The 15,774-nt window shown below is 71.7% G+C and carries 14 protein-coding genes; 3 read left to right on the top strand and 11 right to left on the bottom strand.

All coding sequences use genetic code 11. The annotated features are described in order from the left end of the window. Positions 1-121 precede the first annotated feature (121 nt). Positions 122-475, top strand: a complete 354-nt coding sequence (locus ACFYX0_RS18200; protein WP_311693522.1) for a VOC family protein — start codon at positions 122-124, stop codon at positions 473-475. Between the two features lie 4 nt (positions 476-479). On the opposite strand, the gene ACFYX0_RS18195 is transcribed toward ACFYX0_RS18200, so the two are convergent. The 11 genes from ACFYX0_RS18195 to ACFYX0_RS18145 form a co-directional block, all read right to left on the bottom strand. Continuing rightward, complete coding sequence (locus ACFYX0_RS18195) at positions 480-2,438, bottom strand: DUF5107 domain-containing protein (protein ID WP_388971323.1); 1,959 nt, start codon at positions 2,436-2,438, stop codon at positions 480-482. 290 nt (positions 2,439-2,728) lie between these two features. Then, positions 2,729-3,274 (bottom strand): GNAT family N-acetyltransferase, encoded by a 546-nt coding sequence (locus ACFYX0_RS18190; protein WP_388971321.1) that lies wholly within the window; start codon positions 3,272-3,274, stop codon positions 2,729-2,731. Positions 3,275-3,336: 62 nt separating this feature from the next. Further along, positions 3,337-4,263 carry an LD-carboxypeptidase gene (locus tag ACFYX0_RS18185; protein ID WP_388971319.1) on the bottom strand — a complete coding sequence of 309 codons (927 nt, stop codon included), beginning with the start codon at positions 4,261-4,263 and terminating at the stop codon, positions 3,337-3,339. Beyond that, entirely contained in the window at positions 4,260-6,242 is a 1,983-nt protein-coding gene (locus tag ACFYX0_RS18180; RefSeq protein WP_388971317.1) for an LpqB family beta-propeller domain-containing protein, read from the bottom strand. The genes ACFYX0_RS18185 and ACFYX0_RS18180 overlap by 4 nt, the downstream gene beginning before the upstream one ends. A 33-nt stretch (positions 6,243-6,275) precedes the next feature. Next, positions 6,276-7,598, bottom strand: coding sequence for a M20/M25/M40 family metallo-hydrolase (locus tag ACFYX0_RS18175; protein ID WP_388971315.1), 1,323 nt, complete (start codon positions 7,596-7,598; stop codon positions 6,276-6,278). Then, on the bottom strand, positions 7,591-8,424 hold the full coding sequence (locus tag ACFYX0_RS18170; RefSeq protein ID WP_388971313.1) for a M55 family metallopeptidase: 834 nt from the start codon (positions 8,422-8,424) through the stop codon (positions 7,591-7,593). The genes ACFYX0_RS18175 and ACFYX0_RS18170 overlap by 8 nt, the downstream gene beginning before the upstream one ends. A gap of 117 nt (positions 8,425-8,541) precedes the next feature. Then, entirely contained in the window at positions 8,542-9,561 is a 1,020-nt protein-coding gene (locus tag ACFYX0_RS18165) for a Gfo/Idh/MocA family protein (RefSeq protein WP_388971311.1), read from the bottom strand. A 24-nt stretch (positions 9,562-9,585) separates the two neighbouring features. Then, positions 9,586-10,488 carry a sugar phosphate isomerase/epimerase family protein gene (locus ACFYX0_RS18160; protein WP_388971309.1) on the bottom strand — a complete coding sequence of 301 codons (903 nt, stop codon included), beginning with the start codon at positions 10,486-10,488 and terminating at the stop codon, positions 9,586-9,588. A gap of 1 nt (position 10,489) precedes the next feature. Next, a complete protein-coding gene (locus tag ACFYX0_RS18155) occupies positions 10,490-11,383 on the bottom strand; it encodes an ATP-binding cassette domain-containing protein (protein ID WP_388971306.1) in 894 nt (297 codons plus the stop codon). Positions 11,384-11,388: 5 nt separating this feature from the next. Continuing rightward, positions 11,389-12,465: an ABC transporter permease gene (locus tag ACFYX0_RS18150; protein WP_388971304.1), complete on the bottom strand. Its 1,077-nt coding sequence runs from the start codon at positions 12,463-12,465 to the stop codon at positions 11,389-11,391. Beyond that, positions 12,465-13,487 carry a sugar ABC transporter substrate-binding protein gene (locus ACFYX0_RS18145; RefSeq protein WP_388971302.1) on the bottom strand — a complete coding sequence of 341 codons (1,023 nt, stop codon included), beginning with the start codon at positions 13,485-13,487 and terminating at the stop codon, positions 12,465-12,467. The genes ACFYX0_RS18150 and ACFYX0_RS18145 overlap by 1 nt, the downstream gene beginning before the upstream one ends. A 323-nt stretch (positions 13,488-13,810) precedes the next feature. Between ACFYX0_RS18145 and iolC the strand changes: the two genes are divergently transcribed. After that, positions 13,811-14,767, top strand: coding sequence for a 5-dehydro-2-deoxygluconokinase (gene iolC, locus ACFYX0_RS18140; RefSeq protein WP_388971300.1), 957 nt, complete (start codon positions 13,811-13,813; stop codon positions 14,765-14,767). A gap of 92 nt (positions 14,768-14,859) precedes the next feature. Beyond that, a complete protein-coding gene (locus ACFYX0_RS18135; RefSeq protein WP_388971298.1) occupies positions 14,860-15,747 on the top strand; it encodes a deoxyribose-phosphate aldolase in 888 nt (295 codons plus the stop codon). The last annotated feature ends 27 nt before the right edge of the window (positions 15,748-15,774 follow it).

Below are 15,774 nucleotides of genomic sequence, written 5' to 3'. Positions count from 1 at the left end.
CGGGCCCGGGCGTGCGTAACGCCCCGCGCCGGGCGCGCACGCCCCCTGCTCCGGGGAGGAGGGGCCGGTATCCGGCGGAAACGATCTCCTGGCCCGGGCTGCCCCAACTACGCTCGTGCGCATGGAGATTCTGGGAGCCTCGCTGCGTATCTGCGTCGACGATCTGGAGAGCGCGGTCCATTTCTACGAACGTCTGACGAGCACCAGAGCCCTCCGTTTCGAACGCGGCGGTGTGCAGGTGGCCGCGGTCGGCTGCTTCCTGCTGATGAGCGGCCCCGCGACCGAACTGGAACTGTTGCGCAAGGTGGCCGCGACGATCGCCGTCGAGGACGTCGACGAGGCCCACCGGGTGCTGACCGAACTCGGCGCCCGGGTCGTCGCCGGCCCGATCCCGACCCCGGTGGGCCGCAATCTGATCGCGGCGCATCCGGACGGGGCGGTCTACGAGTACGTGGACCGCCGACCGCCCGCGTAGCGGCTCACGTCGCGGGCCGCATCCGGAAGTCGTAGTGCGCCGGCAGCGGCTCGTCGGTGATCCGGGCCCACAGCTCGTCGATCGCCCCGGCGCCCTCCCGCAGGTCCGCGACCTCGAATCCGTCGTCGAAGACGGCCCGCGCCGCCTCACGGTCGCCCTCGGCGAGCAGCAGCCGGGCCTCGGTCAGCCGGAAGCGGCCACGCTCCCGCGTCACGGGGTGGAGGCGGTACCACACGGACCGTGCGTCCTCGGTGCGGCCCACGGCCAGCAGTGCGTCGAGGGCCTCCCGGCCGAGCGCCGAGGTGACGGACGTCCAGGTCTCGCCGTCGTCGCGCCGCTCCCGGCACAGGTCGTCGAAGGCCTCGGCGTACCGGTCGGCGGCGCGCTCATGATGGCCGGCCTCCTGATCGGCCACCGCGAGACAGCGCAGCAACGGCCACTGGGACGGGGCGAGCGACAGTGCGCGCTCCCAACTGCGCACCGCCTGCGCGCGGTCGCCCGCATGCCACTGGGCGACCCCGAGGTGATACTCCGTCAGCGGCCGTGCGGGCGCGGTCTCCAGCATGTCCCGCCAGTGCGGCGCCACCAGCGTCTCGCCCGGCGGCCCGACCCGCCGCGGCTCGGGGAAGGATCCCGACCGCAGCAGCTCCAGCCAGGGCGCCTGCGCGTCGCCGAGCGTCGCCTCCTCGAAGGGGGTGCCCGGCAACTTGTCACCCGTGCGCAGCACTTCGAGCGCGCCCCAGCCCGAGCCGACGGCGAGCACCTCATCGGGTTCGGTGTCGGCGCAGGGCCGCCACGCGGCGTAGGCGGCCTCGACGCGCTCGCGCGGCAGACAGGCTTCCAGGCGCTCCTCGGCCGCGCGTACGACGCCGGGCCACTCCCCCTCGCGCTCGGCACTCAGCGGCCCGTGCGCCTCCAGCCAGGCCACGTCGCTCTCCGCCTCCAGGCGCACGTGTTCCAGCTGGGTGCGGGCGAGCCCGGCCTGGATCTCGCAGTAGCCACCGGTGCCCGGTTCCGTGAGCCAACGCTGCCAGCGGCGCCCGCCGGTGCCCGTGCCCCAGACGAACAGCTTCCGGCCGCGCAGCACATCCGTCGACGTCTGCACCAGTCCTTCGCCGTCCTCGCCGAGCGCGGCGATCCAGCGGCGTCGGCCGTCGGGCACCTCGTAGAAGTAGTCGGCGGGATGGACGCTGTGCGCGGGGTAGGTGCGGTCGACCCCGTCGTACGACGGCACCGGTACCCGGCGCAGCCTGCGCTCGTAGCCGAAGTGGTAGGCCTCCTCGGCGGGCGCGAGCACCCGGCACTCCTCGGGTACGGCGATGTTGGACCACCAGTACAGCGGCACCGGCCGGTCGTGCGGATTGCGGATCCGGACGCCGACGTACAGGAAGTCGGAGCCTTCCGGCAGCCACAGGTCGACCTGGAAGGGCAGGTCGCGCAGGCGCTCCCACTCCCACAGCCGCAGCATCTGGCCGCCGTCGGGCGCGGTGACGCGGGCCGCGTGCAGGGGCGAGCAGGACAGGGTGGTGTGGCCGGTGGCGCCGATGTTCCACTCGATGCCGCCGGAGAACCAGGCGCCGTTGAGCGCGAAGCAGGCGGGCTGGAACACCGGGTTGCGGTAGAGGAGTTCACGGCCGGTCGGCTTGTGGAACAGCGAGGCGACGCGTCCGCCGAGGCCTGGCAGGACGGTGGCGCGCAGCCGGTCGTTCTCGATCACGAGGGCGTCGAGCTCCCGCGGTGCGCGCTCTCTGCCGTAGCCGTCCCGGACCCGGGCGGGCAGCAGGCTGCGCAGCGGCTCGTAGCCGATCTGGCGGGCCATGTCGCGCGGCAGGTCGTCCTTGTCCCGGTCCTCGATACGGTGCATCTCGTCGAGCGGTCGCAGCGGGGGAAGCGGGTTGTCCGGCCCCAGCTCCGCGGCGGGCAGTGTCACTGCGTCACGTCGGATCGTCGTCACGACCGCCATGGAACCCGGCAGCCGAGGAGCTGACCAGGGGCTCTGCCGGTCAGGATTCCGCAAAAGCGACCTCGCCCACGGTCCGACTCCGGCAGAAGCGGCGCTGACACCGCGCCGGTCGCCCTCCTCGCGAGGCGGGCGCTCTGCTCATGACTCTTCTAGGGCGCGTTGCGAAAGTCCCGTCGTTCGCCCGAAGGGCGGGCCTTGCGGCGGCGTGGGGGCTCCTCCCGCTCGAGCGAAGCCGAGAGTGGGGGAGCGTGCATGGCGTCGCGAGGCAGGCGGGACTTTCGCAACGCGTCCTAGTCGCGGACCATCTCGGCGGTGATCGCCCAGCGTTCGTGGTCGCGCCAGGCCCCGTCGATGTAGATCATGTCCGGTGAGAAGCCCTCCAGGCGGAAGCCGCAGCGCCGGGCGAGGGCGATCGAGGCGGTGTTGCCGGGCTGCGCGTTGATCTCCAGCCGGTGCAGTCCCATCGGCCCGAACGCGTGCCGCACCACCAGGCCGAGGGCCTCCGCCATCAGTCCCCGGCCGGCCGCGTGCGCGAAGGCGCCGTAGCCGAGTGCTCCGCACAGGAAGCCGCCCTCGACGATGTTGTTGATGTTGATGAACCCGGCGATGGCCCCGCTGTCCTTCTCGCACACCAGGAACCCGGCCTTCGTCGGGTCGTCGATCAGCCGGCCCGCGTAGGCCGCGTAGGCCCGTTCGGCGTCCGGCGGGAAGAGCCACGGATGGTGCAGATCCTTGCTCTCCCGCGCCCTGGCGGTGAATTCGGCCTCGTCCTCGAGGGTGAAGGGGCGGATGCCCACACGGGGGCCCTCGGCGAGATAGGCACGGGTCACAGACACACCACCAGCCTATGTGACCCGTAGGCCATCGCGCCGAGGACCGAGAACTCCAGACCCGGGACCTACGCCAGCGCCGGCTCGGCCAGCGTCAGCGTCCCCGCTTCCGCGTCGAGCTCGGCCGCGACGCCGAACGGGATCGTCAGCGCGCCGTCGCAGTGCCCGAAGCCGAACTCCTCGACCACCGGTACCCCCAGTCCCCCGAGCCGGTCGGCGAGGACCCGCCGCAGCAGTTCATAGGAGCCGCACTCCTTCCAGGACCCGAGCGCGATCCCGGCCACCCCTTCGAGCCCGCCGGAGCGCAGCAGCTGGGTGAGCGTCCGGTCGACTCGGTACGCCTCCTCGCCGATGTCCTCGATCATCAGCAGGCCGCCCCGGGCGCCGGACCGGGCGTGCGGGGTGCCCAGTTCGGCCGCGAGCAGGCTCAGACAGCCCCCGAGGGTGACCCCCCGGGCGCGCCCGGGCACGAGCGCCGTCCCGCCGCTCGCGCGGATCGTCGTCACGGACTCCGGCTCGAAGAGCGTGGCCCGCAGATGCTCCTGCGCCCGCTCGTTCTTCAGGAAGTCCAGAGCCGACACCATCGGCCCGTGCAGTGTCGCGAGGCCGAGGCGGACCGCGAAGGCCTCGTGCAGCGCGGTGATGTCGCTGAAGCCGACCAGCACCTTGGGCCCGGCGGCCCGCAGCGCGTCCCAGTCGAGCAGGTCCACCATGCGCTGTGCCCCGTACCCGCCGCGGGCGCACAGGACCGCAGCGATGTCCGGGTCGCACCACGCGGCCTGGAAGTCGGCGGCCCGGTCGGCGTCCGTGCCCGCGAGGTAGGGGAAGTCGGGGTGCCGGTCGAGGACGTGCGGGCCCACGACCGGGTCCAGCCCCCAGCCGCGCAGCAGGTCGAGCCCCGCGGCGAGCCGTTCCTCGACCACGGGCCCGCTGGGCGCGACAACGGCCACACGGGCACCGGGGGCGAGTCGGGACGGCCGTGCGAGAGGCATCATTCGCTGAGCTCCAGGGTGGGTATGCCGGGCGGGTTCAGCCCGAAGACCTGCGCATACAGCGACAGCTCGGCCTCCAGGGCACGCACCATGGTCTCAGCCCGCCGAAAGCCGTGGCCCTCGCCCTCGAAGGTGAGGTAGGCGTGCGGGATGCGCCGCCCCGCCAGCCGCGCGAGGAATCGCTCGCACTGGGCGGGCAAGCAGATGGGGTCGTCGAGCCCCTGGAGCAGCAGGAAGGGGGCCGTGATGCGGTCGGCGTGCTCGACGGGCGAGCGCTCGGCGTACCGGCCGGGCACCTCGGAGTAGGGCCCCACCAGGGAGTCCAGATACCGCGACTCGAAGTCGTGGGTCTCCCCCGAGCCGAAGCTCTTCAGATCGAGGACGGGGTAGGTGATCGTGCCGCAGGCGTAGACGTCCGTCGAGGTCAGGGACACCGCGGAGGTCCAGCCGCCCGCGCTGCCGCCCCGCACGGCGAGCCGCCCGGGGTCGGCGGTGCCCTCGTCGGCGAGGGCGGTGGCGACGGCCGCGCAGTCCTCGACGTCGACCACGCCCCACTGTCCGCGCAGCCGGTTGCGGTACTCGCGTCCGTAGCCGGTCGAGCCGCCGTAGTTCACCTCGACGACGCCGATGCCACGCGAGGTGAAGTACGCGATCTCCAGGTCGAGGACGAGGGGCACGCGGCTGGTGGGTCCACCATGGACCCACACCACATACGGTGGCCGCTCCCCGTCGGGCGCGGTGTGGCCGGGGTGGTGCGGCGGATACAGGTGGGCGTGGATCTCTCGGCCGTCCGGCCCGGTGAAGGTGCGGATCTGCGGCTCGGGGTAGTGGGCGGGGTCCACCGCGTCCTCGTGGGCGGCGCCGATGACCCGGGCACGGCCGGTGCGGGCGTCCAGTTCGACCACCTCATGGGCGGTGCGAGGGCTCGCGCCGACGGCGATGATCCGGCTGCCGTGCGTGGCGAGCGTGGCGGCGAACTCGGTCCACGGTCCGGCCGCGTCGACGACCTCATCTCGGTCCGGGTCGAGGATCCCCAGCCGACTCGCGCCCCGGCCGTGCAGAACCGCGATCAGCCCGCTCTCCAGCGGCGCGAACCACCGCATGCCGACCTTCCACAGCGGCCCGGCGAACTCCTCCTCGCGGGGGCACAGCGGCACGCCGTCCCGGTACAGGTTCCACCAGCCGCTGCGGTCGCATGCGTACAGCAGGGAGCCGTCGGCCGCCCACTCGGCCTGCGGGACCGACTCCTCGGGGCCGCCGGCGACCGTGCGCGGTTCCCGGAGCGTCCCGTCGCCGCTCACCTCGGCGACGATCAGCTCGGTGCCGTCCCACGGCATCCGCGGATGGTCCCAGGCGATCCATGCCGCGCGCCGCCCGTCCGGGGAGAGACGGGGGCCGGTGACAAAGCGGTGCCGTGCCTCGGTGAGCTCGCGCACGGCCTTCCGGTCCTGCGCCGCGGAGCCGTCCAGAGGTACGGCGACCGCCACCCGGCGCACATCGCTGGGCCCCCCACCGGTGAACTCCTCCAGCACGCACCAGACCTCGCCGCGCTCGATGTGCAGCTGCGGGTCGATCCAGCGCAGTCCGCCGCCCACCGGTGACAGGGGGGTGAGCGGGTGCGGCCCGTCGCCGGGTGCCGCCGGCTCGTACACGTACAGCCGCTGGTCCGCGAAGTTGACGAAGACCAGCAGCGGGCCCTCGGGGCGCATGACACCGGCCCAGGGGTGTCCGCCGTACTCCATGGCCCGGCTGCGCACGTTCCACGGCGGGGGCAGCACCGATTCCTCCGTGCCGTCCGCGGTGCGCCGTACCAGGGTGCGGCGGCCCCCTTCCAGGGGGCGCGGCTCGGTCCACCACGCCTCGTCGCCCACGAAGTCCACCGACTCCGGCTGCCCGTCGTGCGCGGCGGCGAGCCCCGCGTCGATGGGCGAGGGCCATTCCCCGTAGGGCACGGTCTGCTCCATCTCCCCCACTCCGCTCATACCCTTCACTCCCCTCATTCCCCTCATCCCTTCTCAGGCCGTCCGCAGAAAGCGGTCGAGGACGCGGACGCCGAAGTGCAGGGCCTCGACGGGGACGCGTTCGTCGACCCCGTGGAAGAGGGCCTGGTAGTCGAAGCCCTCCGGCAGCTTCAGCGGCGCGAAGCCGTATCCGGTGATGCCGAGACGGGAGAACTGCTTGGCGTCCGTGCCGCCCGACATGCAGTACGGCACCACGTGCCCCTCGGGCGCGAACTCCTCCACCGCGGCACGCATCCGGGCGAACGTCGGCGAGTCCACCGGCGCCTGGAGGGCCACCTCACGATGGACGAACTCCCAGTCCACATCCGGTCCGGTCAGTTCGTCGAGGGTGGTGCGGAACTCGTCCTCGCCGCCGGGCAGATAGCGTCCGTCGACATGGGCGACGGCCTCGCCCGGGATCACATTGACCTTGTAACCGGCGTTCAGCATGGTCGGGTTGGCGCTGTTGCGCACGGTCGGCCGGACCAGCTCGGCGGCCGGGCCGAGCTTCTCCAGGAGACCGTCCACGGCGGCGGGGTCGTCAAGGCCGTCGAGGTCCGTTTCGAGGCCGTACAGGGCCGCGAGTTCAGTGAGCGCGGCACGCACGGTCGGGGTGAGCCGCAGCGGCCACTCATGGGCGCCGATCCGGGCCACGGCGGCGGCGAGCCGGGTGACGGCGTTGCTGCGGTTGGGCTTGGAGCCGTGGCCCGCGCGACCGCGGGCGGTGAGCTTGAGCCAGGCGGTGCCGCGCTCTCCCGCCGCGACAGGGTAGATCCGCCGGCCGCTGCCGTCGTGGAAGGTGAACGCCCCGGACTCGCTGATTCCCTCGGTGCACCCCTCGAAGAGGTGCCCGTGGTGGTCCGCCAGGAACCCGGAGCCGTCCTGGGCGCTCGCCTCCTCGTCGGCGGTGAACGCGATGACGAGGTCGCGGCGGGGCCGCACGCCCGCGCGCGCCCAGGCCCCCACGACCGCGAGGATCATCGCGTCCATGTTCTTCATGTCGACCGCGCCGCGGCCCCAGACGACACCGTCGCGCACCTCACCGGAGAACGGGTGGACACTCCAGTCGGCGGCCTCGGCGGGCACCACGTCGAGGTGACCGTGGACGAGCAGCGCGTCCGCGGACGGCTCGGTGCCCTCGATCCGGGCGACGACGTTCGTCCGGCCCTCGGTGCGCTCCAGGAGCGTGGGCTCCAGGCCCGCTTCGGCCAGCCGCGCCGCCGCGTACTCGGCGGCGGGCCGCTCCCGGCAGTCGCCGCCGCCGCGGTTGGTGGTGTCGATACGGATGAGGTCCGAGGTGAAGCGCACGACCTCGTCGAGTGCCTGCCGGTCAGCCATACTGCTCCTCCACCGCGGCCGAGACGATCGTGGTGACCGCCTTGAAGGTACGGATGCCCTCGTACATGGTGGCGCTGGTGTAGGCCACCTTTCGCTCACCGATACGGTCCACGCCCGGTACGACGGTGGCGGCCGTCGCGAGGTGCTCGGCGTCGAATTCCACCGCCACCGTGAACGGGCCGCCGTGCACCGGCTCCTGGCGCACCGCAAGAGCTGCCGCCTCCTTGGCGGCGGCGCGGATGTCGGCGGCGGTTCTGGCGGGGGTGCGGCACACGGCCGCGTACCGCGAGACATGGTCCTTGACGGCGACCTTGAGCGCCTCGGGTGCGTATCCGAGCGCGTCCTCGCAGGCCACGTCGTCGCCGGTGACCAGGATCACGGGCACGCCGTACTCGGCGACGACATGCGCGTTCAGCAGGCCCTCGCTGGCGCGGACGTCGTTCAGCCAGACCCCGGTGATGGAGTTGGCGAGGTAGGTGTGCGCGAGCACGCCTTCCATCCCGGCGCCCGCGTGATAGCCGACGAACGCGATGCCGTCCACGTCGCCGTGCTGCACGCCCTCCACCATGGACAGGGACTTGTGACGGCCTGTGAGCATCTGCGCCCGGTCGTCGAGCCGCTCCAGGAGCAGATTGCGCATGGTCCAGTGCGCCTCGTTGATCAGCACCTCGTCGGCGCCGCCGTCCAGGAAGCCGAGCACCGCGGCGTTCACGTCCGAGGTGAACATCGCCCGGCACCGCTCCCATTGCGGCGTCCCGGGCAGCACGTCGGCCGGCCAGGTCACACCGGTGGCGCCCTCCATGTCGGCGCTGATGAGGATCTTCATGGCAGGAAACCGTACGCGCTCGTGACGATGCGTGACCAGCCCTGTGGACAAGTGTCCGCGGCACGGCTGCCCGCACTGCGGCCCCCGGCCCGGGTCAGGGCCGGGGGCCCGGGCGGTTCAGCGGTAGAACGCCGGGCGTTCGACCAGTTCGACCTCGGCGCGGCCGGCCTCCCTCTGGGCGCGGACGCCGGCCTCGCAGACCGCCGCCGCGGCGTAGCCGTCCCAGGCGCTCGGGCCGGTGACCTCGCCGCGCCGGGTGGCGTCGACCCAGGTCTGCACCTCGTGGTCGTACGCCTGCGCGAAACGTTCCACGAAGTCCTGGGCGATGCTGCCGCCCCAGCGGCCCGACTCGTTGAGGACCATGGCGTGCTCCTCGCCGATCCGGGCGGTGCCGCGCTCGCAGACCGCCTCGGCCTGCACCTGGTAGCCGAAGTCGCAGTTGACGAAGATCTCGACGTCGACGAGCGCGCCGCCGTCCGTCTCGAAGACGAGGAACTGGGGGTCCGCGAGGCCTTCCGGGGCGTTGCGGGACGGGGTGGGGCGCAGCGCCGTCACGGCCGTGATCTCCTGGCCGAGCAGCCAGCGCGTCACATCCATCTCGTGCACGACCGAGTCGCAGACGAGCATCGCGTCGGTGAATCCGGGCGGGCTGGCCGCGTTGCGGTGCCGGTTGTGCAGCATCAGCGGCCGGCCCAGCCTGCCGCTGTCCAGCAGTGCCTTGAGCTTGAGGTACTCGGTGTCGTAGCGCCGCATGAAGCCGACCTGGACGCGCCGGTGGCCCAGCTTCCGCTCGGCTTCCAGGATCCGGAGCGCGGAGGCCGCGTCCGGGGTGAGGGGCTTCTCGCACAGCACCGGCAGGTCGCGCTCGAACGCCGTCAGAAGTGCGGCCTCGTGGGCGGGCCCCGGGGAGGCGATCAGTACCGCGTCGACGTCGTCCGCGGCCAGGGCGGCGGCCGGGTCGGTGTAGGCGGTGCAGCCCTCGACACCGGCCGCGACGGACTTGGCGCGCTCCGCGTCGACGTCCACGACGGCGCTCACCCGCGCCCCGCTCGTCACCGCGCTGAGGCGGCGCACATGGTCGGCCCCCATCCGCCCGGTGCCGATGACGGCGACACCGAGCGTTCCACGCTGGGTCATGGTGGTTGGTCGTCCCTTCCGGGGTCAGGCACCGCAGGAGCGGAGGAACGCACGGGTGCGGACGGCGATGGGCAGCGGCTTGTCCGGCGGGCAGGGGTACATGTCCTGCTCGACGATGGCGAAGAGGTCGACGCCGAGGCCCTGGGCGACGGCGAGCACCGGCTCCAGCGCGGGCACACCGGTCGGGGGTTCGCACATCACCCCGCGCTGCACGGCGGGCCCGAAGGGCACCCCGCCCTGCACGACGTCGGCGAGGATCTCGGGGTCGACCTGCTTGAGGTGCAGATAGCCGATGCGTTCGCCGTAGGTCTCGATGAGCTTGACGCTGTCGCCCCCGCAGTAGGCGTAGTGCCCGGTGTCCAGGCAGAGGTTGACGAGGTCCCGGTCGGTCGAGTCGAGGAAGCGCTCGACGTGCACGTCGGTGTCGATGTGGGTGTCCGCGTGCGGGTGGACGACGATGTCGAGGCCGTAGGTCTCCCTGACCTCGCGGCCGAGCCGCTCCATGCCCTGGGTGAGGTGGGTCCACTGCTCGGCGGTCAACTCGGACGGTTCGATGATCTCGGCGGTCTTGTCGTCCCGCCAGAAGGAGGGGATGACGACCAGATGCCGGGCGCCCATCGCCTGGGTGAGCGCGGCGACCTGCCCGACGTGCTCCCAGGTGGACTCCCAGACGCTCGGACCGCGGTGCAGCGCGGTGAAGACGGTGCCCGCCGACACTTTCAGGTTCCGCTTGTCCACCTCGTCGGTGAGCCGCGCCGGGTCGGTCGGCAGATAGCCGTGGGGGCCGAGCTCGATCCAGGAGTAGCCGGCCTCGGCGACCTCGTCGAGAAAGCGTTCCCAGGGCACCTGCTGCGGGTCGTCGGGGAACCAGACGCCCCAGGAGTCCGGCGCCGAGCCGACCCTGATGCGGTCCAGGGCAGGGGTCATGTCAGGAGTTCCCTTCGGGAGTTGCCGGCACGGGGGCCTGGAGGTCCGCCGCCTCGGGGAGCCCCTCGACGTCGACGCCGCCGGCCTGTGCCAGCTCGTGCTTGAGGGCGGCGAGTTCGGCGCCGCCGGCCATGTGGTTGGTCAGCTCTTCGAGGGTGACCTCGCTGCGGTCGGCGGACAGTTCCATGGTGCCGAGGCGCAGCACACTGAAGTGGTCGCCGACCATATAGGCGTGGTGGGGGTTGTGGGTGATGAAGATGACGCCCAGGCCGCGTTCGCGGGCGGCGGCGATGTACTTCAGCACGACGCCCGACTGCTTGACGCCGAGCGCGGCGGTGGGCTCGTCCAGGATGAGGACACGGGCGCCGAAGTAGACGGCGCGGGCGATGGCCACGCACTGGCGCTGGCCGCCGGAGAGGGTGCCGATGGGCTGTTCCAGGTCGTCCAGGACGATGCCCATGTTGCGCAGTTCGTCGTCGGCGGTCTTCTTCATCCGTGCGATGTCCAGGCGGCGGATCGGCCAGGGCCCCTTGGTCATCTCGGAGCCCAGGAAGAAGTTCCGCCATACGGGCATCAGAGGGACGGTCGCCAGGTCCTGGTAGACCGTGGCGATGCCGCGGTCCAGGGCCTCGCGCGGGGTGGTGAAGCGCACCGGTTCGCCGTCGACGAGGAAGTCGCCCTCGGTGTGCTGGTGGAGGCCGGAGACGATTTTGATGAGGGTGGACTTGCCGGCGCCGTTGTCGCCGAGGACGCAGGTGACGGTGCCGGGGTGGACGGCGAGGTCGACGCCGTGCAGGGCGCGGATGTTGCCGTACGACTTACCCGCCCGGCGCAGTTCGACGAGGGGGGCCGCGGCCGGCGTGTCGGGCTGGTTGCCGAGTTCGGCTTGGGTCATGGGGATCACCTCCGGGTCGCCGACTGGCGGACCCACAGATTGATGAGGGTGGCGCCGAGGAGCATCACGCCGAGGAACGCCTTGAACCAGTCGGGGTTCCAGCCGGCGTAGACGATGCCCTGGCTGACCATGCCGAACATGAGCGCGCCGAAGACCGGGCCGATCGCGGAGCCGTAGCCGCCGGTGAGCAGACAGCCGCCGATGACGGCCGCGGCGATGTAGATCAGTTCCTGGCCGACGCCCTCGCCGGACTGCACGGTGTTGAACGCGAACAGCTGGTGCATGCCCACGAACCAGGAACCGAAGCCGACCAGCATGAACAGGGTGATCTTGGTGAACTTCACGGGCACGCCGACGGCCCGAGCGCTGTCCTGGTTGCCGCCCACCGCGAAGATCCAGTTGCCGTATTTGGTGCGCAGCAGGACCCAGGTCGCCAGGGCCGCGAAGACGAGCCACCACAGGACGGTGATTTTGAACTGGACCCCGCCGACGGTGAAGGAGGAGGCGAAGACCGACTTGGCCTGCTGGAAGCCGTCCATGTCGCTGATGTCGTCGGTGGCCACGTTGCCGGTGACCAGCTTGGTGACCGCGAGGTTGATGCCCTGCAGACCGAGGAAGGTGCCGAGGGTGATCAGGAAGCTCGGCAGCCCGGTGCGCATCACCATCCAGCCGTTGAACGCCCCGATCGCGAGCGAGACCACGAGGGCGACGATGACGCCCACCCACACGTTCATGGTCAGTTGGAAGCTCACCATGCTCGCGGTCAGCGCGGAGCTGATCACCGCCACGCCGGACGACAGGTCGAACTCGCCGCCGATCATCAGCAGTGCCACCGGCAGTGCCATGATCCCGATGGTCGACGACTGGTAGAGCACCGTGGCCATCGCGCTGCCCGTGCGGAACGTCGGTGCCGCGGCGAAGAAGAACACGAACACCGCGACGGCGCCGAGGAAGACGCCCACCTCGGGCCGGGCAAGCAGCCGGAGCACGAGGGATCGCTGTACGGTCCGGCCGTCACGCTCCTTGGGGCCGGAGGCCGGCGGTGAGGACACCGCCGGCGCAGCCTGCTGACTCATGGTCATCACCTCGTGCCCTTCGCGGCGAACGCCGCGACGGTGCCGACGTTGGACTTGTCGACGAAGGCCGGCCCGGTCAGCACGGGCTGCTCGCCGCCACCGCTGTAGTTGCCGTTGTTCTTCTCGAGCCACAGGGAGTCGACCGCCAGATAGCCCTGGAGGTAGGGCTGCTGGTCGACGGCGAACTGGATGTCGCCCTTCTGGACGGCGTTGGTGAGGTCCTTGTTGAGGTCGAAGGTGGCGACCTTCGCCTTGCTGCCCGCGTCGCCCACCGACTGCACCGCGGTCAGGGCGTACGGCGCGCCGAGCGTGACCACGTAGTCGATGGAGCTGTCCTGCTTGAGCTTGGCGGTGATCGTCGACTTCACGGACGGCATGTCGGTGCCGTTGACGTAGAGGATCTGCGTCTTGCCGCTGAAGGTCCTCTTGACCCCGTCGCAGCGCTGGGTGAGCCCGACGTTGCCCTGCTCCTGGATCACACAGACGGCGTTCTTCGCGCCGACCTCGTTCAGCTTCTTGCCGAACGCCTCTCCCGCCACGCCCTCGTCCTGCCCGAAGAACTCCAGCAGTCCCAGCTTCTTCCAGTCGCTCACCCCGGAGTTGAGGCCGACCACCGGTATGCCCGCCTGGGTCGCCTTGCCCACGACGTCCTTCATGGCGTCCGGCTTGGCGAGGGTGATCGCGATGCCGTCGACCTTCTGGTCGATGGCGTTCTGGACCAGGTTGGCCTGGTTGCCCGCGTTCGGGTCGCTGGAGTAGACGAGTTTGATGTTGTCCTTGGCCGCTGCCGCCTCGGCTCCCTTGCGGACGATGTCCCAGAAGGTGTCGCCCGGCGCCTGGTGGGTGACGAGCGCGACCGTCATCCGGGGAGTGGTGGCCTTGCCCGCGGCGGCTCCGGAACTCTGCTCCTCCGCCTTCTTGCCGCCCGAGCTGCTGGAGCAGCCGGCGACGAGCAGCACGGACGCCGCGGCCAGCGCGACGAGGGGGGCGATTCTGCGGGAGCGGCGGGGGTGGAACGTGCGGTCCATCTGTCCTGCACCTCACTGTGCGGCCGGGGACGGGGAACGGAGAAGGAGAGGGACGGCGCCGGGCCAGGGCCCCACGCGGGCCCGGACAGGTGTCCGGGCCGGGGGCCGGTGAACCGGCGGTTTCGCTGGGACGGGATACAAACCCTTGTCGTACCCCCCTGTCAATACTTTGTTAAGACATCATTTCAGAAGCAGGTCCGAATGTAAGTACAAAGCCTTGACAGCGGCTTGGCCCGCGGCCTACACCTGAGAGGCGTCCGGGCCCGGGAGCTCCACCTTCCGGAGCTCGACGGCCCGCACCCCCCGCACGAGGAGCGACGCGCATGCCCGAGTCCGCCGACTGTTTCGATCTGATCACCATGGGACGCATCGGGGTCGATCTCTACCCACTGCAGACCGGTGTGCCGCTTCCCGAGGTCGAGTCGTTCGGAAAGTTTCTCGGCGGCTCGGCGGCCAATGTCGCGGTGGCGGCAGCCCGCCTCGGACGCAGCACCGCGGTGATCACCCGAACCGGCGACGATCCCTTCGGCACCTATCTGCACCAGCAGCTGAAGGAGTTCGGCGTCGACGACCGGTTCGTCACGTCCGTGGACGCCTGTCCGACCCCGGTCACCTTCTGCGAGATCTTCCCGCCGGACGACTTCCCCCTCTACTTCTACCGCCGGCCCAAGGCCCCCGATCTGGAGATCCACGCCGACGAGCTGGACCTCGCGGCCATCCGCTCGGCCCGTATCTTCTGGATCACCGGCACGGGTCTGAGCGAGGAACCCAGCCGCTCGGCCACCCTCGCCGCCCTCAAGGCCCGCGACAAGGCCGGCACCACCGTCTTCGACCTCGACTGGCGCCCCATGTTCTGGGCCGACTCTGCGGCCGCCCGTCCGTACTACGCCGAGGCCCTGCGACACGCCACCGTCGCCGTCGGCAACCTCGACGAGTGCGAGATCGCCACCGGAGTGCGCGAACCGCGGGCCTGCGCCCAGGCGCTGCTGGACGCCGGGGTGGAACTCGCGGTCGTCAAGCAGGGACCCAAGGGGGTGCTCGCCGTGCACCGGGACGGTACGACGGCTCAGGTGCCGCCCGTACCCGTCGAGGTCGTCAACGGGCTCGGTGCCGGGGACGCCTTCGGCGGCTCGCTCTGCCACGGGCTGCTCTCCGGCCGGCCGTTGGAGCAGACCATCCGCCACGCCAACGCGGCCGGGGCGCTCGTCGCCTCCCGGCTCGCCTGCTCCTCCGCGATGCCCACCGAGCCGGAGATCGCCGGCCTCCTCGCGGGCGGCTGACCGCCCTGCCCAGGGCCTCTCCCCACGGCCGGCCGCCGCGCCCGGGCCGCCCGCCCCGGCCGACCGTGGCCACCCCCTGAACGGAGCCTGTCTTGACCATCAGCATCACCGACCTGGCCACGGTGCGCGCCCGGCATCCCGAGGCCATCGCCGAAGCCGCCGCCCGCCGCACCCGCCGCCCCCTGATCGGCGCCAACGGCCGCCTGATGATCGTGGCCGCCGACCACCCGGCCCGTGGCGCGCTCGGCGTCGGCGACCGCCCCCTCGCCATGGCGGACCGCGCGGATCTGCTGGAACGCCTGTGCATCGCGCTGTCCCGGCCCGGTGTGGACGGGGTGCTGGCCACCGCGGACATCCTGGAGGACCTGCTGCTCCTCGGCGTCCTCGACGGCAAGGTGGTCATGGGCTCCATGAACCGCGGCGGCCTCGCGGGAGCGTCCTTCGAGATGGACGACCGCTTCACCGGCCACCGCCCCGAGGACATCGAACGCCTCCGCTTCGACGCCGGAAAGCTGCTGCTGCGCATCGACTACGACGACCGGGGCTCCCTCGCGACCCTGGAGTCCGCCGCCCGGGCCGTCGACGCCATGGCCGCGCGCCGACTGCCGCTGTTCATCGAGCCGTTCATGGCGCGCCGGGTCGACGGCCGGGTGCGCAACGACCTGAGCACCGAGGCCGTCACCCGGTCCATCGCCATAGCCTCGGGCCTCGGCGGCACCTCCGCCTACACCTGGCTCAAGCTCCCCGTCACCGCCGACGCCGACGACATGGCCCAGGCCCTGGAGGCGTCCACGCTGCCCGCCGTGCTGCTCGGCGGCGAGGTCGGCAGGGACGGCAGGGACCAGGTGGCGGCGTACGAGAGATGGCGCAAGGCCCTGCGACTGCCCACCGTCCAGGGCCTGGTCGTCGGGCGGTCCCTGCTGTATCCCGCCGAAGGCGACGTGGAGAACGCGGTGGACACCGCGGTCGGCCTGCTGTGACACCGCCGTACGGCCCCGGCGCCTGCC

The organism is Streptomyces sp. NPDC002573 (assembly GCF_042889625.1).
GTDB classification, from domain to species: domain Bacteria; phylum Actinomycetota; class Actinomycetes; order Streptomycetales; family Streptomycetaceae; genus Streptomyces; species Streptomyces gibsoniae.
Note: the sequence above shows the minus strand (reverse complement) of the source record. Positions and strands in the feature narration are given on the sequence as shown.